Origin of the sequence: Agromyces cavernae, assembly GCF_021044935.1 — a bacterium.
In the GTDB taxonomy this organism is placed as follows: Bacteria; Actinomycetota; Actinomycetes; order Actinomycetales; family Microbacteriaceae; genus Agromyces; species Agromyces cavernae.
Genome location: NZ_JAJNMP010000001.1, coordinates 1,267,430 through 1,287,731 on the forward strand (window position 1 = coordinate 1,267,430; position 20,302 = coordinate 1,287,731).

The following is a 20,302-nucleotide window of genomic DNA, read 5'->3' on the forward strand; positions in this document are numbered from 1 at the left end:
CAGCGGGCGTTGCGGATGCCGTCCCGCCCAAGGATCGTCTACCGAACAGGGTCAGCAGGGCGTGCGCAGCAAGATTGGTGTGAACCCAATCGATGGAATCGAGCAATACGGATGTGAGCCCCGATAACGAGGTGATAGAGCGGTCGGCGCGTGAGCCGGCCGTGTTCGCGACGTTGTACGACCGTCACGCGACGACAGTATTCCGGTATGCCGCACAGCGGCTGGGCGACGACGCTGCGGACGACGTGATGTCGGAGACGTTCTTGGTGGCGTTCGAGCGGCGGGCGGCCTACGACGTGGCCGTGGTCGATGCGCGCCCGTGGTTGCTGGGTATTGCCACTCGACTGATGCGTAAGCATGCCCGTTTGGAGGCGACGGCGTGGAAGGGGATGTCAGCGGACCTCGCGGCGCAGGTCGCCCCGGACCTTATCGACCTGGCCGGCGCACGTATTGACGCCCAACGCCTCACGCGGCGGCTGGCGAAGGCGCTGCGGCGACTGTCGGAGATCGATCGCGACACGCTGCTGCTCTACGCGTGGGGCGACCTCGACTACGCCTCGATCGCCGCAGCAATGCAAGTACCGGTCGGAACCGTGCGCTCACGACTGAACCGGGCACGGCGCCAGCTGCGCCGCGCCGCGGGCATCGAAACCCTCGAACAGGAGACGGACCATGGACGAGCTGACACTGCTCCGCAACACGCGTGACGAGTCGCGCGAACCGAGCCCGCAGGCCTTGACCGCGGGGCGGGCAGCGCTTCTCGGCCGCATCGCGGACGACGATGCGACTGACGCGACGGCGCACCATCGGAAGAAGCGGCGGTGGATACCGCGGCTGACGTGGGCTGCTGCCGGAGTGGCCGCCGCGATGGCGGGTGTCCTTGTGGCGGGCAACGTCATCCTGAGCGCGCAGTCGGCCTACGCGAGCGACATGCTGCGTACCGCAGCCACCCAGACCATCCACTACGCAGATCTTGTGGCTGGCTCCGATCAGTACCTTCGTTCGCGCACGCACGCTCGCTGGGGGGTCTGCGATGACACGGGCTGTGAGCCGAACGACCAGATCCTGGACGTGTATATGCCCGCCGATCCCGAGGCGGAATGGGTGCTCTACCGCGATTGGGGCAAGATGCCGGGAGTGCTCACCGGCGAGTCGATCGAGACGACGCGAGCGGTCGACGGGCGATTCTACGACCCTGAGTTTTCGTGGGTGAACGTCGACTACGCGGACATTCCCCTCGACGGCGCCGCAGCGTACGAGTGGATCGACGCCCAGTACGCTGGCGGATCGGTATCCCGCGACGAAGACAACTTCGTGCGCATCACTGACATCCTGCGTTCCGGTCTAGTTCCGGCGCCACAGCGCGCAGCTCTCCTCGACGCACTGTCCCGCATTCCCGGCGTTACGGCCACCGACAACGTCGCAAATCTCGACGGCGTGACAGGAGTCGCGATCGGCCGAAACGAGATCCTCAGAGCGGGGGAACGCCAAGAAGTCATCATCGATCCCGACACCGGACTCATCATCGGTCAACGGACCATGAGCGGCGCAACCTTCTTCGGATGGGGACCCAACCAGGAGATGTCGCTGACCGCGATCGAGACAACCGTTGTGGACAACGCGCCATGAGCACTCCGAGTCAGGAGGTGAACCCAGCCGCAGTTGTTCTTCCGCCGACATTCTCGGTCCCGGTCCCTCTTCCACCTGCACCGACAAGCTGACGACACCAGTGCGCCCGCGGCGGTGACCGTCCCGGGCACACTCGCATTTGGGATGGCTTGCAACCCCGCAGCTCACGCTGCGGGGTCCCTCGCCCCCTTCTTCAGACCTACTTCTTGCCCTTGCCCTTCTGGGAGAGAGCGCTGGCCGCTGCGGTCTTGGAGGCCGCCGATGTGCGGCCGTCACGCAACACCTTGCTTGCGGCGGTCGCGGCTTTGCTGGAGGTCTGCTTGCTGTTCTTTGCCATTGCGATTCCTCACGAGTCGGTGACGTCGGCGCGCGTCGTCCGACACGCAGAAGCTATCTGGCGCCACTGACATCCGAGGCTGCCGGTCGAAGCGATCGGCTGATGCGCAGTAACGGATCCCTCGACGAGACAGAGCAGGCCGGATTGCCTGGGCGTTCCTACGCTGCTTTGGAAGCAGACTCTTACGCCCTGTAGGCGGAGCATGTGTTTCGCCCGCTGGCAGGGCCGTGACAGAATCCCGTCGTGCACGTTGACGGACGCATTGTCGGCCAGGCCCTTTCCAAGCGAACTCGCCCGCTCCTACGCGAACTCGGTTTCCATCGCTTCCAAGGACGCAACGCTTGGCGGCGAACGGACCTGACGGTGGACCTGATCTCGTTCCGGTCAATGTCCGCGTTCGTGGCTGAAGGGGTCGGCTGCACCACCTACTCGTTCGGCTGCAACGTGGGCGTGTACTACCCGGCACTCGATACCCCGGAGCCGGTCGAATGGCCCCGCGACTACAACCTGACGTTTCGCGGGATCCTCGGCAAGACCGTCCGCCAGCCCTTCTTTCATCCCTTCGGACGCCAGAATCGCAGTGACCGGCCCGACGTCTGGTATGTCCTCGACGATGGCAGCAACCTTGATGAAGTTGCCGACGACGCCGTCCTGGCGATGCGCGACCAAGGCCTAGCTTTCATCGACCGACACAGTGATCCAAGGCAGGCGATGCAATCACTACTCACCCAAGAGGGCAGCAATCCTGACTTCGGAATGCTCGGAGTGATGGCCGGAGGACTTGGCTCGCCATCCCGCGTCAGCGCAATGGCCCGTCTTCATTCGCTGGTGGACTGACGTATCGTCATACGCACCCGCGACGCATCGTGCGTTTGCCGTTGCCAGTTGTCTCGAATGATGGGTCCGAGTCACTCCGGCGGGTCGAACGTTACCTCGTCGGTTCGATAGACCTCAGATCCGTCCTCCGGCAGGATCTGAACGACGATGTCGGTCAGCGCATCGTCGCTGGGCCGACCGTCGGGACCAAGTGCACCCGGCTCTTCATCCCACGCAACAATTGTCGAGCGAACGGCATAGCGCCCCTCGGCAAGTGGGATGCGCAGCGGTGCGTTTGACGACAAGCCGACGTACTCGATACCGCTCAACCGGGCTTCACCGCCGGACACAACGAGCAAGTAGGGCTCGCTTGTGACGACCTCGTACGGACATTCTCGATCCGAGAGGGCCTCCGCTGAGGACGTGACTCGCACGCCCCAGGCGCCGTCGGACCCGATGTTGAGAGGCACGAGATCACCCGTGGCGATGGCGCCCAGCAAGCGCTCATTGACGTGCGTCTCCCAGGAGTCGTAGTCGTCAACTGCGCTGAAGGCCGCAGGGCACCACAGACCGAGCATTCCCGCGTCGGTCCGCACCGTCACGATTTCACTGATTGCCACGGCTGCAGTCTAGGTGCCACATAGCCGGCACACCTCGACCGAATTTTCCCTGCTGCCGTCCTCCTGACGGCCGAATTGCCCGCTGCGGGATCGGCTTGCAGGCGCCTGAACGACCGCGGTTACAGAGTGGAAGCGCAGCGGTGAGCGCGAATTGTATCCGTCAGTCCGCCACTCGTCTTCCGTGCCCGCCCGGGCGACAGCCGGCACGGCGGATGGCAGGATCCAATCGGCCCGGTCTGTGAATTTGAACCGAGGATGGTGATCACGGTGCCTGATCAGAATGACTGGCGTTTTTGCATCAAGTGTCACGAGCTGTTCTACAACGGCTACAAGGACTCCGGCCCGCGCAGCACAGGGGTGTGCCCGGCTGGGGAAGGGCATGTCCAGAAAGGCTTCAACTTCGTCATGCCCTACGGTGGAGCTGAAACCGCTACTGCCCAGGCAAACTGGGACTACTGCGTGCACTGCTACGCAATGTTCTTCAGCGGTTACGGACCCGAGAAAATGGGCGTTTGCCCGTCGCCGGCGGGCAAGCATGAGGCGCACCCCGACGCCTTCCGATTTGTGATCCCGCACGACGTGGCGGAAACACCGACGATGCAAGCACGGTGGGACTTCTGCGTGCACTGCTTCACGATGTTCTTTAGTGGATACGGCCCGGGGAACATGGGGAAGTGTCCGACACCACACGGAGTCCACGAAGCACATCCAGATGCCTACAGGTTCGTGCTACCGCATCCGATTCGACCGAAGGCGTGGCTCGAGGATCAGCATCTCATCTCGGGAGATGGCGACATCCACCTTCTTGGCGATGGCTGGACGCCCAACGCTGTCGTGAGGTGGGCTTATAGCTACGAGTACCCGGGCCTCGATGGAGTGAGGCACAACGGTTTTGCGGACTTCGCCGACACGGAGCCGCTGAATACTGGCGATTCTGGGAGCCTATTCACCGTCTGGGACGCGGATCCCAAGTGGTTCAACATCGTGGTCCAGTTCAAGGACGGCCAAACTGGTGAAGGCCTCAGCGCAAGCACTCGGCAGCGCGTCTAGTAGGCACCTGTCGAGACCATCATGACGAGGATGCTGGCAGCTGCATGACCATCGGCTGCCGGGACACCGAGCCGCCAGATAGCGATCACAGAACGCCGCCATTTACCGCCGAAAGTCACGGCGGTAAATGGCGGCGTTCTGTGATCGCTCTGTGTCCTAGGTTCCCGCGCCGTAAACGACTGTTTTCGGGGCTACCCCTGCTGCTTCCGTTCCATCTCGAGGCGCTCCCTGTCAAGACGCTGTCGTTCGATCAAGTCGTCCCAGCGAGCGCTCCTGTCCCTCGCGCGCTGCGCGGCCGCCGAGATCCTGTCCATGTAGACCATCACCTCGCTTGTCGCCATCTCCCGATCGGGTTCGCGTGCAGCCTCATCGTGCACGCCATCCGGCAAACGGAAATACCAATCCAGATAGTTGCGCGCCCACGAAGTACCCGCTGACTCTTTGATCGCCCTTTCGAGAGACCCTGCGACGACGTTCGCCATCTCATGGGACGCAGCGTCCGGAGCAAGCCGGACCACAAGGTGGCGCCGGAAGCCCTGTCGATATCCCGTTCGTTCTGCACCGACCAGGCCGCGATTGCGTCGGTAGTGGATAGAGCTCGATCGCCGGCCCTCCATGAACAGGTGCGCAGTTTCAATCTCACCCCGCGCGGCGAGCGTTGAGGTCGCTCGGCGAAACGACGACATCTCGCTAGCAGTCGTCCCGAATCCCAGCGCGGGCGCCTCGTACCAGCAGAGCGGCGGGAGTTCTTCTTCCCGTTGTCGCAACGCATGGATGATTCGACGCTGCATCTTGCCGAGTCCGCGGCTCACGGATCTAAGTGTTGCAGGTATCCGCGGAGGTGTCGGTGAAACGGTCGATGGTAGTTAGTAGGAACGAAGCGGCCCGCCTCTGCTACCAACAGGGCGGGCCGGGAATCTTCGTCACCAGCACTCTCGAAAAGGCAAGGAGAAGATGTGAGCATCATAAGCCCCAGACGGGGCAAGGCAAGCACCCGCGGCAAGGCGGTCTTCGAGGCGAAGGTGAAGATTCGCCTGAGTCTCGAGGTGGTGTTGGCCGTCGGCGTCGGCACGATACCGTTCTGGATCATTGCTCTGCAGCGCTGATCGGTCGACCCGTTCGACCGCTCGATCGAGGCTCCTCGAGGGCCGGCGACCTACTCGTCGACGGCCCTCCATTCCACAAGATTCCGCAATGCAGAACCGGTGCGGTATCCGCTTCCGAACGTCCCTTGGCAGACCGGCTTTCGGGCAAGCCATGGAGAACCCTGGGTGCGGGTCGTTTTCCCGCGTGGTTAGGCTGACGGGCATGACCCAGCGGAGCCCGCTCGTTACGGCCGCGAGCTCGATCGCGCTGGTTCGGATGGTCGAGGGTGTGCTGTGCATTGCGGTTCTCGCGCTTGCCTACGGCCTACGCGTTGCGGCCGGCGACAGCAACCTCTTCGACTACTTCGGGTATTTCACCAACCAGACCAGTCTTCTCGCAAGCGTCGCGCTGATCGCCACTGGCATGTTCGCCATCCTCGGACGACACGTGCCGGGTTGGCTGTCCACGCAGCGAGGAATCGCGACCGCGTGCCTGCTCGTTGTCGCGGTCGTCTACAACGTCCTTGTGCCCGGCGCAGGGTCCGCACCACCCTGGGTGAGCGTCATCCTCCACGTCGTGTTCCCCATCGCTGTCACGCTCGACTGGGCGCTCGTCGGAGACCGTCCGCCCCTGTCTTGGCGGCGGCTCTGGGTCGTCCTCCCGTACCCGCTCCTCTGGGTGGGAGTCGTCCTCGCTCGCGGCGCAACCGACGGATGGGTCCCGTACGGCTTCCTCCTTCCTGAACGAGGACTCCTCTCCCTCACCGCCCATGTCGTCGGACTGCTCGGCGCACTGCTCGCGGCCGGCGCCCTGGTCTGGGCCGCCAGCCGGCTGCACGTACCTCGGCCGATCCCCACGCTTCCGCGGTAGGGCGATCCCGGCGCTGCGTGCATGGGACGGCAATCGCATGATCGATGTGGGTGACCAACGGCTCCGGGAGATCGCATACGCTCGGGCCATGTCGCGAAGATTTCCGCTGGCCGTCCGATCAACGGTTGGCTTGATGGGCGGGCTCGTTTCCGTGGGGCTGCTGGCGGGGTGCAGCCTCTTCGAGCTGAAGTTGTCGTCTCCCCCCGAGGTCGAGACAGCGAACCTGCAGATCTCAGCTGAGAAGCTCAAGTCCTTCGACGGCTACTGCGGAATCGGAGTGAAAGTCGAGAACGTCAGCACAACGCCGATCGAGTTCGCCGACAGCGACCTTGCGGTCTTCGGCGGCTCAAGCTCGACCGAGTGGCATACTCCGTTCAACGACGGCTCCAACGCGAAGGAGTTCACGGGGTACGCGATCGGAGAGTTCCCCTCGATCATCGAGCCGGGCGCGAGCGCTACGCATGCCTTCGTCGTGTACTGCAAGGAAAGCCGGACGTATACGGTCACCGTCGCCTCACTCGACGGCGACAGCGCCTCATTCGATTTCACCGGTAAGCATCTACCTACGCCGAGACCGCCAGGCGGTTGACATGGGCGCAACGACGACCGGCGATCGGGCTCCGGCGGTCTCCGGCCATAGATGGGTGAACGGCACCTATGTGAGGGCCACTCCTAAACGGCGTGGCGTTTCGTGACCAGTGCGAGCCTCATTTTCCGAGCCGGTCGATGGCGATAGATTCGCCGCATGATGAAGACCCGAACTGGCCGCGTCGCCCTCACCGCGCTGCTCACGCTTTCTGCTTTCGCGCTCGTCGGCTGCACCGCTGCGGCTGCCGATGAGCCCACCCCGACGGCCACCGCGACAGTGAAACTGCCGACCGCCCAGGCTCCGACGCCGACCTCGACCGCGCCGGCGCCGACCCCTCAACCGGCGGATGCCGCGCCTGCCGCGATCGTGTACGGTGCGGACGTCGACCTCGACACCGTGGAGTATCCGGACACCCTGCAGGGCGATGAGCTCGCTAACGCACGCGAATGGATGGAGACAAATGCCATCACGGCGCAGTGCATGAAGGAGAAGGGGTACGACTACACCTTCATCCCGTACTGGGCTTGGAGCGCCGGGCCGAGCTGGATTGCGGCGCTGCCCGAGGATCAACAGGCGGCCGCCGGGGTAGCGCTCGACGGTACCGGCCAGACCCCCGGCGACTACCGGTGGGAGGACGCTGGCTGCTGGGGCTACGCCGTACACGTCATGGGCAACGACGACGCCCACTGACGCGGACGAGGTGCTGGCGCAGGTCACAACTTGGGAATCCATGTCCCCGGAGGAACGCCAGTTCCAGCTCTGCTTCAACGCCGCTGAAGGAGCGTTCGATGAGTGAAACGCGGGTCGCTCCCGTCATCCGGAGCCCATTCCCCTGGCTCATGCTGACGTTCGGGCTGGGCGCGATCGTCCTCGTTCTTCCGATTGCAATCATGCTTGAAGGCGTGATGGTTGCGAACAACTACGCCTCCCTGCCTGGCGGAACAGCGGCGGGGCACGCGGCCGAGGCTATGTTCTCGGTGGGCTTGGGTGGGTTCCTGAGCGCGATCATCGTCGTCGCCTGCGCAGGTGTGGCAGGCATCATCGCCCATCATGGCCGACTCTCGGTGTTGGTGACCATCGTTCTGGGAACGGTCCTCATATTGCTCGTAACGCTGCCGTTCGCATGGCTGTTCATCCAGCCTGTAGGAGGAGCGTGGCTGGCATAGGTCAAGGCCACGTTTGAAAGTCACCGCTCGCAGGGTGGCATGGCCGGCGGGTGGCCCGCACGACGATCCGCTTGAGGGCACGGGCGGGTTCGTCAGTCCGACCGGGTCATGGTGAATGTGACCGCGGTGCCGCCCGGGCGGAAGTCGCCAGCCAAACGGATGAGGTTTCGCTGGGCTATCCATCCGTGCTCGCGTGATGCGGCATGGTCGACGGTTTCAACGAACAACTCGAACCGCCGCTCGCCCCTTTCTCGGGCCAGCCAAGCAAGTACTTCTTCGACTGAGTCCGCTCCAGTAATTCGCTGCGGATCATGCTGGGCCGCCTGCTCGACGTCGTCCCCGGTCCAGAAGCAGACCCAGTAGACCGACGCGTCTTGCTGCTGCGCTTCGAAGTACGACTCATCCCATTCGGCCTGCATCCGACCCCCTATGCCGACTTCGACGCTAGCGCCGTACTCACGTTCCAGCCACTGGGTATGGGTCGGCATGCGCTTCATCGCGTTTGGGATCTCCCTGCTGCCTTGAAGGATCCGCTAATGGGGTTGCACGGGGCCGAGTTGTGTCAGTCTCGTGTCCGAGCCGAGTTGGATTGCAGACTCCACCTCGGGCTACTTACCAAGCCCCGATCGGCGCGCGTCTGCGTCGCCGTCGATCGGGCCTGCGTCCCATATCTCCCGGCGGTATCGAACGACGTAGACGATGAGGTAAACGACGCCCGCGATGAACGCGACGCAGATGACCAACCAGACGATGAAAAACGCGACCGCCACCGCATCGAAGAACGGGTCATCCAAGAACATGACGAAATCCTGACTGACTCTGGCCCGACAATCCACCCTCGGGCGTCAGGGTCGGCGGAGCTGGGCCAGCCGGAGCCGGAGCGCGAGCACCTCGGCCGGTCGAGCTGACCTCGCGTGCTTGTCCGTTGCACTGCCGTTGCGCGTCTCCCTTGACTTTCCCGGCCAAGGATCCGCTTGCGCGGCGGGCATCTGCTTCTTTCCCTAGTCAGGGCCTGTCATCGATGATTGTGCTGCTTCGATACTCGAAGGCGAGGGCGGTTAGCGTGGCTGCATGGCAGTCGTGAACTCGGTTTCCTCGTTTGAGCAATACATAGTGTGAGTGATGACAGTGAGGTGATCGGGCGATCCATTGAGGAGCCAGCCCAATTCGCCGTGCTCTTCGACCGGCATGCACGCACGGTGCACAACTATGCGGCGCGCCGAGTTGGTTCGGACGACGCGAACGACATCATGTCGGAGACCTTTCTGGTCGCGTTCGAGCGTCGCGGTGATTTCGACCTGGCCGTGGCGAGTGCTCGCCCGTGGTTGCTCGGCATTGCCACTCGTGTCATGCATCGGCATGTGCGAGTTGAGGCCAGGGCTTGGCGGGGCATGGTGGCGGCGTTGGCCGCAGAAGTGTCGCCCGATCTCATCGATCAAGCCGGCGGTCGGATCGATGCGACACGACTGACTCGGCGGCTGCGCGCCGCACTGCGTGGTTTGCATGCCCGTGACCGAGACGTGCTCCTCCTCTATGCCTGGGGTGATCTGGACTACAGCGGGATCGCCGCCGCCTTGGAGATCCCGGTCGGCACTGTTCGCTCACGGCTCAACCGCGCCCGCCGTGCCATGAGGGCAGCTGCGGGGCTTCTCGATTCTGAAGATACGGAGACTGAACATGGACGAGCTGCTGCTGCTGCGCCGAGCGCGTAGTGATGTCGAGCCGCCGTCGGCTGAGGTCGTGGCTGGCGCCCGCGCGGCGTTGATGGAACGCGTGCAGACCGAAACCAGCATCGACGCCGTGCCGCGGGTTCGGCATCGTGTGCGCCGCATCGGCTTTGCAACGCTGGGGACGTTGGCAGCCGGCGGCTTGGTTGCCGGTCTCGTGTTCACGAACATGCTCGGACTCGCGGGGTGGCGCGGGGGCGCGGATGCCGCAGCGGCATCGGTACTGCACGATGCCGCGATCGCGACGCTAGGCAGCGAAGACCCGATCCTCGAGCCTGGGCAGTACCTCCGGATCGACCAAACCGCGGTCTACGGGGCCACGAACTTCACTGACGATGAGAAGTACATCAGCTACCTCACGATCAGCCATGAAGAGCTCTACGTGCCGGCCAACCCGGAAGGCGACTGGGTTTGGATCCGGCCGCTCTCGAAGACCTACGAGACATTCGGGCCTGAGTCCGCGGCGATCGCCGAGGAGAACGAGCTCGGCTCGGTCGAGGCGTTCGGTGAGAACTCCGCCGAGATCGTACGGGCACCGGGCGGCGCGTTCTACAGCATGGAGAACCAGCACTCGCCCTCGGCATTGAAGCGCCTGCCCACTGATCCGTACCAGCTGCTCAACTACATCTACCGGACGACGTTGGGGCAAGGGCCCTCACCCGACCAGGAAGCGTTGGTCTGGATCGCAGACACGCTTCGGTCTGGGGCGGTGCCTGCACAACTCCGCTCGGCCATGTATCAAGCTGCTGCGCTCATCCCGGGCGTGGAGATCACCGAGCGACAGGCGAACCTCGACGGCCGCGTCGGTGTGGCGATCGGCCGGTACGAGGAATCGAACGGGATCCGCCAAGACATCATCATCGACCCAGAGACAGGGGCGATCATCGGTCAGCGCGAAGTACAAATGCGTGACGAGCCCTTCAACTCGTTCCCGGCCGGGACTGTGATCGCGTGGACTGCGATCACGAGCACCGTCGTCGACGCAGCCCCCAAGGGCGGAACCGTTGATGGCGCCTTCGAGGAGTGCGAACTCACAGCCCCAGGAACCTTCAGCTGCCCGATGGAATGAACTTGCGCGCATAGCTACAGGCTGTCAGCCACGCGTGCGCGAATCGACTGAGAGGAACGAGCGAAGTGACGAGAATCGAGCCCAGCGCGATCGACCTTCCCCCGACAGAACCGATCGACATCACCGCATACTTGCCTGACCCAAGAGACGAACCCACGGGATGAGATCGCTATCGGCGAGCCCGTGACTCCATGCCCGGTAGGCGATGGCACCCGGGCTTCCTAGGCTGTCGGCGGTGCGTCGCGGTCCGTGCTCTCCAGGTGCCCTTGGAGGGCAGCACGCAGTTGATTCGGGTACCACCCGTCGATCCACACCAGTTGCCAGAAGGTATACATCTGGTCGAGGCCTTCTCGCCGCCAGATGTGGGCGCTGTAGAAGGCGTGGGCGACGATGTCCGCCGCGAGGAACACGAACGGACCTATCGGGGATCCGTAGCCCGACTGGATGACTGCGATGACCGCGATGAGCAGGAGGAACAGGAGCGACAGGAACGGCAGGAGCTGGAAGCGTGGGGTACGTGTTTGCGCGGTAAGGATGCCGAAGCAGAGCCCGGCGATCCCCATCACAACGAGGTCCATGGTCCCATCCTTGCGCACTCTCGCGACGTCTCAAGGAGGCGTCGCGGTCCACGCGCCACGAGCACCACTGGCACCCGCACGGGGATTCCCAACGGCACTACATCGCCGGCAGCAGTTACCTCCTCCAGACCCAGTAACGTTCCGGTGATGAACTTCCGCGTCTTTCGTCCCGCAGTGCCCGAGGGGTTCGAGTGGGTCTTCCCGGTCGATCCTGGCGACTTCGAGGTGTTCTGGACGCTGTCTGATCGGCAGCCTGGGACTGCATGGGAGCCGATCCAGATGCGTTTGCTGAAGGAGGATGAGCACGGGCTGCCCTGGCTCCGTTCGGAAATGCCGTGGCTGGGTGGGCATGTGCTCATCCTTCGCGATGAAGCGATTGAAGCTGTCGGGCCACTCCTCGCCCCGTACGGCGAGCTACTGCCGCTGGAGTGTGATGAGGCCCGGCTGGTGGTGTTTAGCGCTCCGCCAGTGGCGAACGTGCTCGAGGAAAGCCGATCCGAAATCGTTCGCTTTGCATCCGGACGAATCATGGACATCCGCCGCCATGTCTTCGATTTGGGTGCACTCGCGGGAAGTAGCGCGTTCAAGCTTGCCGAGCTTCCCCGCGGCGATCTCTTCCTCGGAGGCGACCTGGTCGAGGCGATTCAAGCTACTGGCCTCACCGGTGGCACAGAGTTCCGGCTGATCTACGATGCGAGCACCACGGTGTGAGGCGCGGCGATTGACCAGGGACCAACGCTAGCGTTTCCCTCGATTAGTCGCCGGGTTTCAGAAGCAAGGGGACGTTCAGCGGCGGCTCAGTAAGGGATCGTTCACCGGGCGGTCAGCAAAGCGCCGCGACAAGTTGGTTGTCGGCTGGATCATTCGGTCGCGCAGGGTATTCCGCCCTCGTGGGCGATCAAGATCGTGTCAAAGACGTACTTGCCGTTCTGTGATCTGATAACGAACTCACCGAGATACGTGCCCGCATCGTTCACCGCGGGGACGGTCACGGTGGCATCGGGGCCAACCTCCTTCTCGACGTCAGGAAGGACGGTGAGGGCTGCCTCGAGGGCCATGAGTGCGTCTTCAGGCGTAAACCCGAGGGTGTTTACGGCATCGGGTGATTCATCGAGCGCGCGTTGTTGGCCACGAATCATGACCTCGAGAACTTCTCTGCGTGATTCGGCGCCTAAGTCAGGTGCCGACTCCACGATGCCGAACGTTCCACAATCGGGATCGGTGAATACTCTTTCCGGCGATGGCGTGGGAGCGGATGATTCGTCAGTTCGGGTCGCGCATCCGGAAACCAGGAGGAGCACGGCCACGCTCAGGAGCGCCAATGCCGAAGCGAGTTTCTTCGGATCAACCATGTCGGCCTCCTAGTACAGCCAGCAGCGCCGGGTAGCCGGCTCAGGATTGTTCGCGATCCGCTCGGCCGGTCTGGTGGCGTCGCTTCGTCTCCCGTGACCCCAACCTAGCCACGAGAGCGAGCCGGCGGGCGATCCCGACTGCATATAGCGATCCCTCTGCGGAACAGGGTCCTGTATCCAGGTGAGCCGCGGGGGACTCGTGACCCCGGTCTTATGTATTATCCAGTTGATACATAAGACAGGGAGGTGCACGTGGGCCTGTGGATGTGGATGGAAGAGATCGTGGTCGGCATCATCGCGCTCGTCGCGTTGGGTGTTCTCCTTTTCGCAGTGAGGGCATCGAAGTCAACCGACGCGGCACAGTCTCTCGCCGGCCGGGTCGCGTCGATCTTCGCGGCAGGCGGGGTCGCCACATTCTGGTGGTCACGGTGGTGGGCGCCCTTCCAGGAGGACCCCGAGGCGCGCTACGCCATTCCGATTGCCGCCGCGACGGTCGCGGTCGCGGTGTACGCGCTCGTCGGTTCGCGTCGAACGGATCCTCAGCCCCTCGGCGCCGTGGATCTCAGTCCGCGGTCCGTCTGGTCGTACGGCTCCAGGTCGTGGTTCGCGGGCTGGTGGACGCTGACCGGGCTGATGGCGGGGACCGTGCTGCTGGCCGGCTTGGCTTCCTCTACCGACGAGCACGGTCGCCACACGATGATCTTCATCCAGATGGGCAGCGCAAACGCCGGCACGACCTTCTTCGGCTGGTGGTTCGGGATTCCGGTCCTGGTCGCGCTGGCGGTACTCATCCTCGTTGTGCAACTGGCGTTGTGGCGCATCGCCAGACCCGCCGCGCCCGCGAACCCGGTCCAGCGTGAACGCGATCGGGGCGACCGTCGGAACCGAACCCGGACGGTCCTGTCGATCGCCGCGGGCGCGGTCGCCTTCACACTCGGCGTCTCGTGGAACTTCCTGGGCCGGTCCTCCCAACTCGCGGGAGGCCTCTCCGCACCAGATGGTGTGCCGATCGAGGTCGGGACCTCGTTCGCCGCGCTCGCGGTGCCGCTGACCGTCCTCGGCATCCTGCTCGAGGGACTGGGTGTCGCGCTCCTTCTCCTTGCGCTGTTCCAACCCCGCAGGCGGGCGAGCCTCCCGGTCGCGGCCGAGCAGCCCGAGGTAGTCGCACCGGGTATGCGCTGATGGTCTCGATCGACCTGTCCGGCGCGTCCCCGCCGTCGGATCAGATCTACCAACAGCTGCGTGGCCAGATCCTGACCGGTCGGCTCGCCCCAGGCGACCGACTGCCAACCGTTCGTCAGCTCGCACGAGACCTCGGCCTGGCGGTCGGCACCGTGGCCAGGGCGTACAAGCAGCTCGAGGCCGACGCGTTCGTCCAGACGAGAGCGAGAGCTGGGACAGTCGTCAGCCCGTCACCACGCAGCCTTCCCGCCGATGTCCTCAAAGCGGCGCGCGAGCTCCACGAGGCCGCCATCCGCAACGGACTGGGACGAGAGGAAACGATCGGCGCCTTGACGGGGATGTGGCCGGAGTAGCTACACCCGCCGCCCGGTGACCGATCCGTCACCGGGCGCTCGCTACTCGACGGGCAGATCCCGCTGGCGCTCCGCCTTCGATTCGAGCAGCTCAGCCAGCCGCCGGTCTCCATCGCGTACCTCGCGCTCGATGGCGCGCCGCATCAGTGGCTCAGCGATGCGGTTGAGCCCGCGCGTCGTGAACTCCATCACACATGTCACCAGCGTGCCCCCGGCGTGCGGCTCGAGCCGGTACTCGACATGGCCGGTGATCCCTCCATCGGCGATCTCGAATGCGATCAGCCGACTCGGCTCGTATTTGGTGTACCGGTTGCGGGCCTCGATGCGTCGACCGGCGACTCGGCGCACGAACGTGTGTTCCGTACCGACGCCGATCGGACCCGTAGTGAGCCGGCGTACTTCGATGAGTCCAGGCTGCCAACGCGGGGCGTTCGTTTGATCGGCGACGAATGCGAAGACGTCCTCGGGCGCCCTCGCGACGACGACCTCGGCTTGTACGGTGAACATTCTGTCCCCCTCCCGTCGTTCACTAGAGCTTCACTCTAGTGTGGTGCACTATACTCCTGCTCGTGACGAGCGACAAGAGAGTGAATCGACGCGATCAGGCCCGGCAGACCCGCCGTAAGATCCTGAAGGCGGCGCACGAGGAGTTCCTGGAGCGGGGCTATCACGGCGCCACGATTGCTGCGATCGCGCGGCGCGCGGGCGTCGCGAACCAGACGGTCTACTTCGTGTTTCACACGAAGTCGGAACTCGTCAGCGCGGTCATCGATGACGCTGTGCTCGGGCCAGACGATCCCACGATCCCGCAGCAGAGCGAGTGGTGGGCGAGCATGCTTGCCGCGCCCAGCGCCCCATCCGCCCTTGAGTATTTCATCCGGGGAGCGGCTCCGCTGCTGGAGCGGGCGGCCGCCGTGGCCGAGGTCGTTCGCGCGGCCGCGATGACGGATGAAGAGGTGATGGCTGTGCACCGGTATCACGATGGCATGCAGGTCGCAGGATACGGGCAGGTCATCGACGTCGTGGCCGCGAAGGGCGAACTCCGCGACGGACTCACCCCACAGATCGCGACCGACGTGCTCCTCACGTTATGCGGCGACGCGCTTTGGGTGGTGCTCAGGAAGGAGCGTGGCTGGCCATTCGATCGAGTCGTCGACTGGCTCGTCGCGACCGTGCCCGGATCGATCCTCGCCGAGCCTGCCGCACTGAAATGATCGTCCTGAGCGGATGACCCACCGACGACCCGGCCTCCGTACAGGTGACTCTGCGGGGCCTCCAGCTCGTTGGGTCGGGCATCGCGTGCTCGGGGGTCAACACGAACACAGTGCTGCGTGCGCTGCGGCGGCGGCTGCGACAGAAGGGCATGTTGAAGGTCCGCCGTGACCGGTCATCTCGCTACCCCGGCCTAGGGGCGCCGTCGTCCAGAAAGCGCGCGAACTCGTCGCGTTCGCGGATCCGCCATCGGACGGTGACCATAGGATTTCGCCGTGTCCGTTTCCATCCGTCACATTGAGCCCAACGACTACCTGACGGTCGAGTCGATTGAGAACGCCGCGGATCAGTTGCTCATCAACCGGCTGAACCCTGAGAGTTGGGAGCCCGCTCCGTCCGGTCGGTCGAGAGCGGAGGAGCCTGGGTTCGTCTTGATCGCGGAGGAAACACAGACAAGCACCACCGTCGGGTTCGTGCACGTTCTTGAGAGTGACGGGATCGCTCACTTGGAGCAACTCTCGGTGCTTCCTCAGTATGGTCGACGTGGCTACGGACGGCGACTGGTCGAAGCCGCGATGGATGAGGCTCGTCGTCGAGGGTATGACCGGCTGACCCTGCGGACCTACGCCGACGTGCCCTGGAACGCGCCCTTCTATGCGCGCATCGGCTTTGTCGAGACAGAGCCCACCACCGACTTCCACAAGCACCTCGTCCATGTGGAGAAGCGACTCGGGCTACCTCAGTACGGACGACGTGTTCAGATGACCGCAACCCTTCGGTAGTTCGCCGCCTGCCCCTAAGCCGATCGTCGCGCGGGCCGCAATGCTGCTCGTGGTCGTGTTCTGTGTGTACCGTGCGCTCTACAATCGGCCTCAAGCAAGAAGGGAGAATCACATGTCCACCACTGCGTCCGATGGTGTCGCCTGGACGACCCGGACCACGTTCAGTCGGTCCACCCGCATCGCCCAGCACATCGACGCCGACGCCGCCACGGTATGGCGACTCCTGACCACTGCAGCAGAGATCCCGAGGTGGAACTCGACGGTCGTCTCGCTCGAAGGCCAGATCGCTCTCGGCTCGACGATCAAGCTCGTCTCGACACTCGACCCGAGCCGCACGTTCTCGCTGAAGATCAAGGAGTTCGAGCCGAACGTGCGCCTGACCCTCGGCGGTGGGATGTTCACTCGCACGTGCTCGCTCACGGGCGACGCCGGCGGCACACGAGTGGTGGTCGTCGAGCGCATCGGCGGTCCGTTCTTCCCGTTCGTCGCACGGATGATCCCGCCGTTGGACGAGAACTTCGAGCAGAGCGCCGCCGACCTGAAGAAGGCAGCAGAAGCAACGGCGTCATAAGGAACGACCGCGATCTCCGTGGCCTCGCGCTTCATACTCGGGGGTTTCCGGCACGCGCGTCAGAAATGGCACCCCGCCGCACCTTTCCCTCTAGAGGATCCCTCGCCGGGACGCAGGATGCTTTCGCGATCGGCACTGATCACTCGGTCGGGCAGGGTATTCCGCCTTCGTGGGCGATCGCAATCGTGTCAAAGACATACTTGCCGTTCTGTGATCTGATGACGAACTCACCGAGGTAGGTACCCGCACGTCCACTGCGGGGCCGCACTACGACCGCAAGGGCGCGCCGCTGTGGGCATCGACCGTCGACGACGGCCGCCGCGTCGACCTTGCGGCGGCCCGCTGGCGCCCCTGACCTCACTCGATCGGCGGACAGGCCTCGCCGTTCTCGTGGCTCACCTCGTAACTCTCGATGAGGTAGCCGCCGGAGGGCTGGGACATGACCACCACGGTTCCCCAATCCTCCCCCTCGGGGTTGATGGCCTCGACTCTCAGGAGCGCATCAGCCGAGGCATCCCGCTCGGCCTCCGGCAATGCCTCGAGCGCGAGCTCGAAGGTGATAATGCCGTCCGGGAACTCTCGCTCTCCACCGGCCACGCTCTCGATGCCCTCGTCGATCGCCTTCCTCCAGCGCTCGATCATCGCCTCGATCGCGCGCGCACGGGTCGGCTCCCCAGGGCTTTCGTCGTACTCGAGCCAAGTCGTCCCTCCGCAGTCGGAGATCACTATCTTCTCGTCGGCAGGAGCCTCGCTCGCCTGCTCACCCAGTTGCGGCTGCTTCGCGCAACCGGTCATGGCGATCATCGCAACGACTATGGCAACGGTGCCCTCTGCGGCACTCTTCCAGTTTCGTTTCACAGCGACTCCTAGTACATCGCGTTCAAGCTCGACGTGTCCCATGAGTGGAGCGTTCGTCGATCCTCGGACGCGTAGTGTGTTCGATCGCGCTCAGCGCCTTGAGGGATTGCGATTTCGATGGCGACGTTCACGGGCAATCTTCGGCCCTTGCGGCCATGCTGCGGACGACGACCTGACCGACGAAGTAGCCGGGCTCCAGTTCGTCGATCACGACCTCGCCGGTGTCCTTGCCGTCCGCGTCAATCGCGTGGATTGTAATGATCTCTAGACCACGGTACAGATTCCGATCGACGTGGCGTCCCGCTTGAAACGCGGCCAACGCGACCTCCATGGTGTTCAGCTCAGGGTAGAGCGAGAACGTCTCCGATCCGTTGGTGGGCGGATTCTTCACTCCTGTCTCCGCCAACCAGGCGATCCGATCCTTGAGCGCCTGCTCGACCGTGACAGCACCTGCATCGGGATTGGGTTCGTAGATGTTGGTGGAACCATCACACCGGATGAGTTGGGGAGTCTCCACTGCGGTCGGAGCGGCAGCCGGTGATTGAGCGCAGCCAATCAGGGACAAGAGGCCAGCCAGCAGCACGCCGCCCGTCGCGGTGTGAATCAGCCTTCGTGCACCGCCGCGGCACGCCCCTGATGCGCTCATACTCTGTTGATGTCTCAACGCTGCCGATTCACCACAGCCAAGGCAATGCCGCCGCACTGAGGGATCCTTCTGAGGGTCTGCGGCACCGACACCGGCGCGCATGATGGAGGACGGCCTTCGAGCTGCATCGCTTCCGACACGCTTGGTTGCGGCACCGCGCTGCAGCCGAGCGAGTTCCTCAGCGCGAACGAGGTCGCAGCGGCGGGCGAGTACCAGCTGGCGGCGTTCAACGCGCAGGCCCAGCCGAAGTACGGTCACGCGCCGAGCTTCGCGGTGGTTCGGTCCTTCGTCGATCAGGCCGAGCGCAACGGCACGCTGAGCGGCGAGGCGCTGATCGAGGTGCGCGAGCACATCGACACGGCCGAGTCGCTCGCCGCAGGCCCCGCAGCCGGTCGCGCGCTCCTCGCGCAGCTGGACAACGCGGCACGCAAGTCCGGCGCCGCAGCCGACTCCTCGCTCGTGGAAGCGATCACGGCGCTGGCCGGCTCGCTCGACTGATTCAGGCCGGGGAGGTCGGTTCGACCGGCCTCCCCGTCACGGAATGTGCCCGGCGGCTGCGGCCGCCGGGCACATTCGCGTCCGACGCCGCCACTCCTGGGACCGCGCGTGGGCGCGACGACGCGCGGGCCGCGAGTCACGCGACGGATGCCTCGACGCGGTTCGCGTCGAGGCACTCTCAGGCGATACCGCCTCCGAACGGGCCGTTCTGCTGATGCTTCGCCTGCTCCTTCGCCTTCCGCTGCGCATCCGCCGCGTCGGCAACTTCGCGGTTCTCGCCGCGCATCGTGTCGCGGCGGCGTCGCAGGGTGCGAAGCCACTGCGTCACGACCAATGCGCCCGCGATGACGATGAGAACGACCCAGAACGTCCAATCCATGGCGCGCTCCTCAATCGAAAGGCGTCACGATAGTCCTGCGACGCAGGCGCGGCCAGTGCAGCCACGCGATCTCAGGCGAGACGGGCGACGGATGCCTCGACGAGAGCCCAGAACCGGTCGACGTCGATGTCCGTCGCGATCCAGGCGTTCAGCTCGCGCGCCAGCATGCCGTCGAAGTCGACGCTCGTGGCGCCGAGGGTCAGGGTGCCGGTGAACTCGACGTCGAGCCGCGTGTGCAAGACCTCGACGCAGCCGGGATCTGCGAGCACCGCGACCGCGACCCGGTCGTCTACCGTGCCACCGCTGTGGTGAACGCTGTCGGCCTGGGCACGACGCTTGGCGCCAATCTCTAGGCGTCGGCCGTGGCTGCGTGGCGCAGGTCCTTCCCAGACCGCACCAGAACGAGCCCGACGTCTTGGAGCTCTTCGGGTATTGAATCGGCCTGCTGCTCGGTGACGATGCACACCGGCCCACCAACCGGCATGATCACCCAGTCACCAGCGACAGCGGCGTCGAATATCACGTCCCATGCAAGTTCACCTGCGATGTGGTTGAACATCAATCCGTCCAACGGGACGTCGCTGGCCCCGAACACCGCAGCTGAGCCGTCTGCAGTCACAACGTTCCAGCCGTCTGCATCGAACAATGGCCGCAGCACGCGCCCAACCGACTCGCTGCGATCTGCAGGGGTGTCCGAGAAGTCCTGAAGGAAAACGTCGAAGCTCATCGTGTCATCATCGTCGAAACCAGCTCGGGTCCGGAGCAGCTTTCCATGCGGTCCTGAGTTCGGAGGTGTGTCGCGCTGGACGGTCCGCCAACGGACGTCCGCAAGCGGATCGGCTATCGGGCATCCACCCGACACTGCGATGAAGATTCGCGGGCCTCCCCTCAGGGATGCACCGGTGTCCAAGACGCTTGATGAACATGAGGCG

At 64.4% G+C, this 20,302-nt stretch carries 31 protein-coding genes; 18 read left to right on the forward strand and 13 right to left on the reverse strand.

What is annotated here, in order from left to right; translation table 11 throughout:
• Nucleotides 1-92 precede the first annotated feature (92 nt).
• Nucleotides 93-707 (forward strand): RNA polymerase sigma factor, encoded by a 615-nt coding sequence (locus LQ757_RS05885; protein WP_231046234.1) that lies wholly within the window; start codon nt 93-95, stop codon nt 705-707.
• A complete protein-coding gene (locus LQ757_RS05890) occupies nt 673-1,629 on the forward strand; it encodes a hypothetical protein (protein ID WP_231046235.1) in 957 nt (318 codons plus the stop codon). Before LQ757_RS05885 ends, LQ757_RS05890 begins: the two co-directional genes overlap by 35 nt.
• 199 nt (nt 1,630-1,828) lie before the next feature.
• On the opposite strand, the gene LQ757_RS05895 is transcribed toward LQ757_RS05890, so the two are convergent.
• Nucleotides 1,829-1,966 carry a hypothetical protein gene (locus tag LQ757_RS05895; RefSeq protein WP_231046236.1) on the reverse strand — a complete coding sequence of 46 codons (138 nt, stop codon included), beginning with the start codon at nt 1,964-1,966 and terminating at the stop codon, nt 1,829-1,831.
• Nucleotides 1,967-2,209: 243 nt separating this feature from the next.
• On the opposite strand from LQ757_RS05895, the gene LQ757_RS05900 reads away from it, so the two are divergent.
• A complete protein-coding gene (locus tag LQ757_RS05900) occupies nt 2,210-2,803 on the forward strand; it encodes a DUF4304 domain-containing protein (RefSeq protein WP_231046237.1) in 594 nt (197 codons plus the stop codon).
• A 71-nt stretch (nt 2,804-2,874) separates the two neighbouring features.
• On the opposite strand, the gene LQ757_RS05905 is transcribed toward LQ757_RS05900, so the two are convergent.
• Entirely contained in the window at nt 2,875-3,402 is a 528-nt protein-coding gene (locus LQ757_RS05905) for a hypothetical protein (protein WP_231046238.1), read from the reverse strand.
• A gap of 255 nt (nt 3,403-3,657) precedes the next feature.
• On the opposite strand from LQ757_RS05905, the gene LQ757_RS05910 reads away from it, so the two are divergent.
• Entirely contained in the window at nt 3,658-4,452 is a 795-nt protein-coding gene (locus LQ757_RS05910) for a hypothetical protein (protein ID WP_231046239.1), read from the forward strand.
• A 191-nt stretch (nt 4,453-4,643) separates the two neighbouring features.
• Here LQ757_RS05910 and LQ757_RS05915 read toward each other — a convergent pair whose 3' ends face one another.
• Nucleotides 4,644-5,264 (reverse strand): hypothetical protein, encoded by a 621-nt coding sequence (locus tag LQ757_RS05915; RefSeq protein ID WP_231046240.1) that lies wholly within the window; start codon nt 5,262-5,264, stop codon nt 4,644-4,646.
• Nucleotides 5,265-5,408: 144 nt separating this feature from the next.
• Between LQ757_RS05915 and LQ757_RS05920 the strand changes: the two genes are divergently transcribed.
• From LQ757_RS05920 to LQ757_RS05940, 5 genes are all read left to right on the forward strand, one after another.
• On the forward strand, nt 5,409-5,558 hold the full coding sequence (locus tag LQ757_RS05920; protein ID WP_231046241.1) for a hypothetical protein: 150 nt from the start codon (nt 5,409-5,411) through the stop codon (nt 5,556-5,558).
• 202 nt (nt 5,559-5,760) lie between these two features.
• Entirely contained in the window at nt 5,761-6,408 is a 648-nt protein-coding gene (locus tag LQ757_RS05925; protein WP_231046242.1) for a Pr6Pr family membrane protein, read from the forward strand.
• Nucleotides 6,409-6,541: 133 nt separating this feature from the next.
• A complete protein-coding gene (locus LQ757_RS05930; protein ID WP_231046243.1) occupies nt 6,542-6,997 on the forward strand; it encodes a hypothetical protein in 456 nt (151 codons plus the stop codon).
• A gap of 156 nt (nt 6,998-7,153) precedes the next feature.
• Nucleotides 7,154-7,687, forward strand: a complete 534-nt coding sequence (locus LQ757_RS05935; protein ID WP_231046244.1) for a hypothetical protein — start codon at nt 7,154-7,156, stop codon at nt 7,685-7,687.
• A 98-nt stretch (nt 7,688-7,785) separates the two neighbouring features.
• On the forward strand, nt 7,786-8,163 hold the full coding sequence (locus tag LQ757_RS05940) for a hypothetical protein (protein ID WP_231046245.1): 378 nt from the start codon (nt 7,786-7,788) through the stop codon (nt 8,161-8,163).
• Nucleotides 8,164-8,255: 92 nt separating this feature from the next.
• Here the strand turns inward: LQ757_RS05940 and LQ757_RS05945 are convergent, their stop codons facing one another.
• Nucleotides 8,256-8,582, reverse strand: coding sequence for a hypothetical protein (locus LQ757_RS05945; protein ID WP_231046246.1), 327 nt, complete (start codon nt 8,580-8,582; stop codon nt 8,256-8,258).
• Nucleotides 8,583-8,771: 189 nt separating this feature from the next.
• Nucleotides 8,772-8,963, reverse strand: a complete 192-nt coding sequence (locus tag LQ757_RS05950; protein WP_231046247.1) for a hypothetical protein — start codon at nt 8,961-8,963, stop codon at nt 8,772-8,774.
• 315 nt (nt 8,964-9,278) lie between these two features.
• Here LQ757_RS05950 and LQ757_RS05955 point away from each other — a divergent pair, with 315 nt between their 5' ends.
• Complete coding sequence (locus LQ757_RS05955) at nt 9,279-9,875, forward strand: RNA polymerase sigma factor (protein ID WP_231046248.1); 597 nt, start codon at nt 9,279-9,281, stop codon at nt 9,873-9,875.
• Complete coding sequence (locus LQ757_RS05960) at nt 9,841-10,959, forward strand: CU044_5270 family protein (protein ID WP_231046249.1); 1,119 nt, start codon at nt 9,841-9,843, stop codon at nt 10,957-10,959. The genes LQ757_RS05955 and LQ757_RS05960 overlap by 35 nt, the downstream gene beginning before the upstream one ends.
• Nucleotides 10,960-11,180: 221 nt before the next feature.
• On the opposite strand, the gene LQ757_RS05965 is transcribed toward LQ757_RS05960, so the two are convergent.
• Entirely contained in the window at nt 11,181-11,537 is a 357-nt protein-coding gene (locus LQ757_RS05965) for a hypothetical protein (protein ID WP_231046250.1), read from the reverse strand.
• A 147-nt stretch (nt 11,538-11,684) separates the two neighbouring features.
• Here LQ757_RS05965 and LQ757_RS05970 point away from each other — a divergent pair, with 147 nt between their 5' ends.
• Nucleotides 11,685-12,248, forward strand: coding sequence for a hypothetical protein (locus tag LQ757_RS05970; protein WP_231046251.1), 564 nt, complete (start codon nt 11,685-11,687; stop codon nt 12,246-12,248).
• Between the two features lie 149 nt (nt 12,249-12,397).
• Here LQ757_RS05970 and LQ757_RS05975 read toward each other — a convergent pair whose 3' ends face one another.
• Nucleotides 12,398-12,889, reverse strand: a complete 492-nt coding sequence (locus LQ757_RS05975) for a hypothetical protein (protein ID WP_231046252.1) — start codon at nt 12,887-12,889, stop codon at nt 12,398-12,400.
• A 252-nt stretch (nt 12,890-13,141) separates the two neighbouring features.
• Between LQ757_RS05975 and LQ757_RS05980 the strand changes: the two genes are divergently transcribed.
• Entirely contained in the window at nt 13,142-14,071 is a 930-nt protein-coding gene (locus tag LQ757_RS05980; RefSeq protein WP_231046253.1) for a hypothetical protein, read from the forward strand.
• Entirely contained in the window at nt 14,071-14,424 is a 354-nt protein-coding gene (locus LQ757_RS05985; protein WP_231046254.1) for a GntR family transcriptional regulator, read from the forward strand. Before LQ757_RS05980 ends, LQ757_RS05985 begins: the two co-directional genes overlap by 1 nt.
• Before the next feature lie 42 nt (nt 14,425-14,466).
• Here LQ757_RS05985 and LQ757_RS05990 read toward each other — a convergent pair whose 3' ends face one another.
• Nucleotides 14,467-14,931 carry an SRPBCC family protein gene (locus LQ757_RS05990; protein ID WP_231046255.1) on the reverse strand — a complete coding sequence of 155 codons (465 nt, stop codon included), beginning with the start codon at nt 14,929-14,931 and terminating at the stop codon, nt 14,467-14,469.
• A 62-nt stretch (nt 14,932-14,993) separates the two neighbouring features.
• On the opposite strand from LQ757_RS05990, the gene LQ757_RS05995 reads away from it, so the two are divergent.
• From LQ757_RS05995 to LQ757_RS06005, 3 genes are all read left to right on the forward strand, one after another.
• Entirely contained in the window at nt 14,994-15,638 is a 645-nt protein-coding gene (locus LQ757_RS05995) for a TetR/AcrR family transcriptional regulator (protein WP_231046256.1), read from the forward strand.
• Between the two features lie 273 nt (nt 15,639-15,911).
• A complete protein-coding gene (locus tag LQ757_RS06000; protein WP_231046257.1) occupies nt 15,912-16,418 on the forward strand; it encodes a GNAT family N-acetyltransferase in 507 nt (168 codons plus the stop codon).
• Nucleotides 16,419-16,530: 112 nt separating this feature from the next.
• A complete protein-coding gene (locus tag LQ757_RS06005; RefSeq protein ID WP_231046258.1) occupies nt 16,531-16,989 on the forward strand; it encodes an SRPBCC family protein in 459 nt (152 codons plus the stop codon).
• A gap of 357 nt (nt 16,990-17,346) precedes the next feature.
• On the opposite strand, the gene LQ757_RS06010 is transcribed toward LQ757_RS06005, so the two are convergent.
• Nucleotides 17,347-17,889, reverse strand: coding sequence for a hypothetical protein (locus LQ757_RS06010; RefSeq protein WP_231046259.1), 543 nt, complete (start codon nt 17,887-17,889; stop codon nt 17,347-17,349).
• Nucleotides 17,890-17,974: 85 nt separating this feature from the next.
• Nucleotides 17,975-18,493 carry a hypothetical protein gene (locus tag LQ757_RS06015; protein ID WP_231046260.1) on the reverse strand — a complete coding sequence of 173 codons (519 nt, stop codon included), beginning with the start codon at nt 18,491-18,493 and terminating at the stop codon, nt 17,975-17,977.
• A 273-nt stretch (nt 18,494-18,766) separates the two neighbouring features.
• On the opposite strand from LQ757_RS06015, the gene LQ757_RS06020 reads away from it, so the two are divergent.
• Nucleotides 18,767-18,991, forward strand: coding sequence for a hypothetical protein (locus tag LQ757_RS06020; RefSeq protein WP_231046261.1), 225 nt, complete (start codon nt 18,767-18,769; stop codon nt 18,989-18,991).
• A gap of 178 nt (nt 18,992-19,169) precedes the next feature.
• Here LQ757_RS06020 and LQ757_RS06025 read toward each other — a convergent pair whose 3' ends face one another.
• The 3 genes from LQ757_RS06025 to LQ757_RS06035 form a co-directional block, all read right to left on the reverse strand.
• Nucleotides 19,170-19,370 (reverse strand): hypothetical protein, encoded by a 201-nt coding sequence (locus LQ757_RS06025; RefSeq protein WP_231046262.1) that lies wholly within the window; start codon nt 19,368-19,370, stop codon nt 19,170-19,172.
• A gap of 71 nt (nt 19,371-19,441) precedes the next feature.
• On the reverse strand, nt 19,442-19,834 hold the full coding sequence (locus tag LQ757_RS19380; protein WP_308195572.1) for a nucleoside hydrolase: 393 nt from the start codon (nt 19,832-19,834) through the stop codon (nt 19,442-19,444).
• On the reverse strand, nt 19,720-20,302 hold a 583-nt coding region (locus LQ757_RS06035), incomplete at its 5' end, for a hypothetical protein (RefSeq protein WP_231046264.1). The genes LQ757_RS19380 and LQ757_RS06035, both read right to left, overlap by 115 nt.

What these genes read in the sequence shown, in the direction of transcription:
- LQ757_RS05885 (WP_231046234.1), top strand. Translation starts at nt 93, where the DNA reads ATGGAATCGAGCAATACGGATGTGAGCCCCGATAACGAGGTGATAGAG.
- LQ757_RS05890 (WP_231046235.1), top strand. Translation starts at nt 673, where the DNA reads ATGGACGAGCTGACACTGCTCCGCAACACGCGTGACGAGTCGCGCGAA.
- LQ757_RS05895 (WP_231046236.1), bottom strand. Translation starts at nt 1,966, where the DNA reads ATGGCAAAGAACAGCAAGCAGACCTCCAGCAAAGCCGCGACCGCCGCA.
- LQ757_RS05910 (WP_231046239.1), top strand. Translation starts at nt 3,658, where the DNA reads ATGGTGATCACGGTGCCTGATCAGAATGACTGGCGTTTTTGCATCAAG.
- LQ757_RS05925 (WP_231046242.1), top strand. Translation starts at nt 5,761, where the DNA reads ATGACCCAGCGGAGCCCGCTCGTTACGGCCGCGAGCTCGATCGCGCTG.
- LQ757_RS05930 (WP_231046243.1), top strand. Translation starts at nt 6,542, where the DNA reads ATGGGCGGGCTCGTTTCCGTGGGGCTGCTGGCGGGGTGCAGCCTCTTC.
- LQ757_RS05935 (WP_231046244.1), top strand. Translation starts at nt 7,154, where the DNA reads ATGATGAAGACCCGAACTGGCCGCGTCGCCCTCACCGCGCTGCTCACG.
- LQ757_RS05940 (WP_231046245.1), top strand. Translation starts at nt 7,786, where the DNA reads ATGAGTGAAACGCGGGTCGCTCCCGTCATCCGGAGCCCATTCCCCTGG.
- LQ757_RS05945 (WP_231046246.1), bottom strand. Translation starts at nt 8,582, where the DNA reads ATGCAGGCCGAATGGGATGAGTCGTACTTCGAAGCGCAGCAGCAAGAC.
- LQ757_RS05950 (WP_231046247.1), bottom strand. Translation starts at nt 8,963, where the DNA reads ATGTTCTTGGATGACCCGTTCTTCGATGCGGTGGCGGTCGCGTTTTTC.
- LQ757_RS05960 (WP_231046249.1), top strand. Translation starts at nt 9,841, where the DNA reads ATGGACGAGCTGCTGCTGCTGCGCCGAGCGCGTAGTGATGTCGAGCCG.
- LQ757_RS05965 (WP_231046250.1), bottom strand. Translation starts at nt 11,537, where the DNA reads ATGGACCTCGTTGTGATGGGGATCGCCGGGCTCTGCTTCGGCATCCTT.
- LQ757_RS05970 (WP_231046251.1), top strand. Translation starts at nt 11,685, where the DNA reads ATGAACTTCCGCGTCTTTCGTCCCGCAGTGCCCGAGGGGTTCGAGTGG.
- LQ757_RS05975 (WP_231046252.1), bottom strand. Translation starts at nt 12,889, where the DNA reads ATGGTTGATCCGAAGAAACTCGCTTCGGCATTGGCGCTCCTGAGCGTG.
- LQ757_RS05985 (WP_231046254.1), top strand. Translation starts at nt 14,071, where the DNA reads ATGGTCTCGATCGACCTGTCCGGCGCGTCCCCGCCGTCGGATCAGATC.
- LQ757_RS05990 (WP_231046255.1), bottom strand. Translation starts at nt 14,931, where the DNA reads ATGTTCACCGTACAAGCCGAGGTCGTCGTCGCGAGGGCGCCCGAGGAC.
- LQ757_RS06005 (WP_231046258.1), top strand. Translation starts at nt 16,531, where the DNA reads ATGTCCACCACTGCGTCCGATGGTGTCGCCTGGACGACCCGGACCACG.
- LQ757_RS06010 (WP_231046259.1), bottom strand. Translation starts at nt 17,889, where the DNA reads ATGGGACACGTCGAGCTTGAACGCGATGTACTAGGAGTCGCTGTGAAA.
- LQ757_RS06015 (WP_231046260.1), bottom strand. Translation starts at nt 18,493, where the DNA reads ATGAGCGCATCAGGGGCGTGCCGCGGCGGTGCACGAAGGCTGATTCAC.
- LQ757_RS06025 (WP_231046262.1), bottom strand. Translation starts at nt 19,370, where the DNA reads ATGGATTGGACGTTCTGGGTCGTTCTCATCGTCATCGCGGGCGCATTG.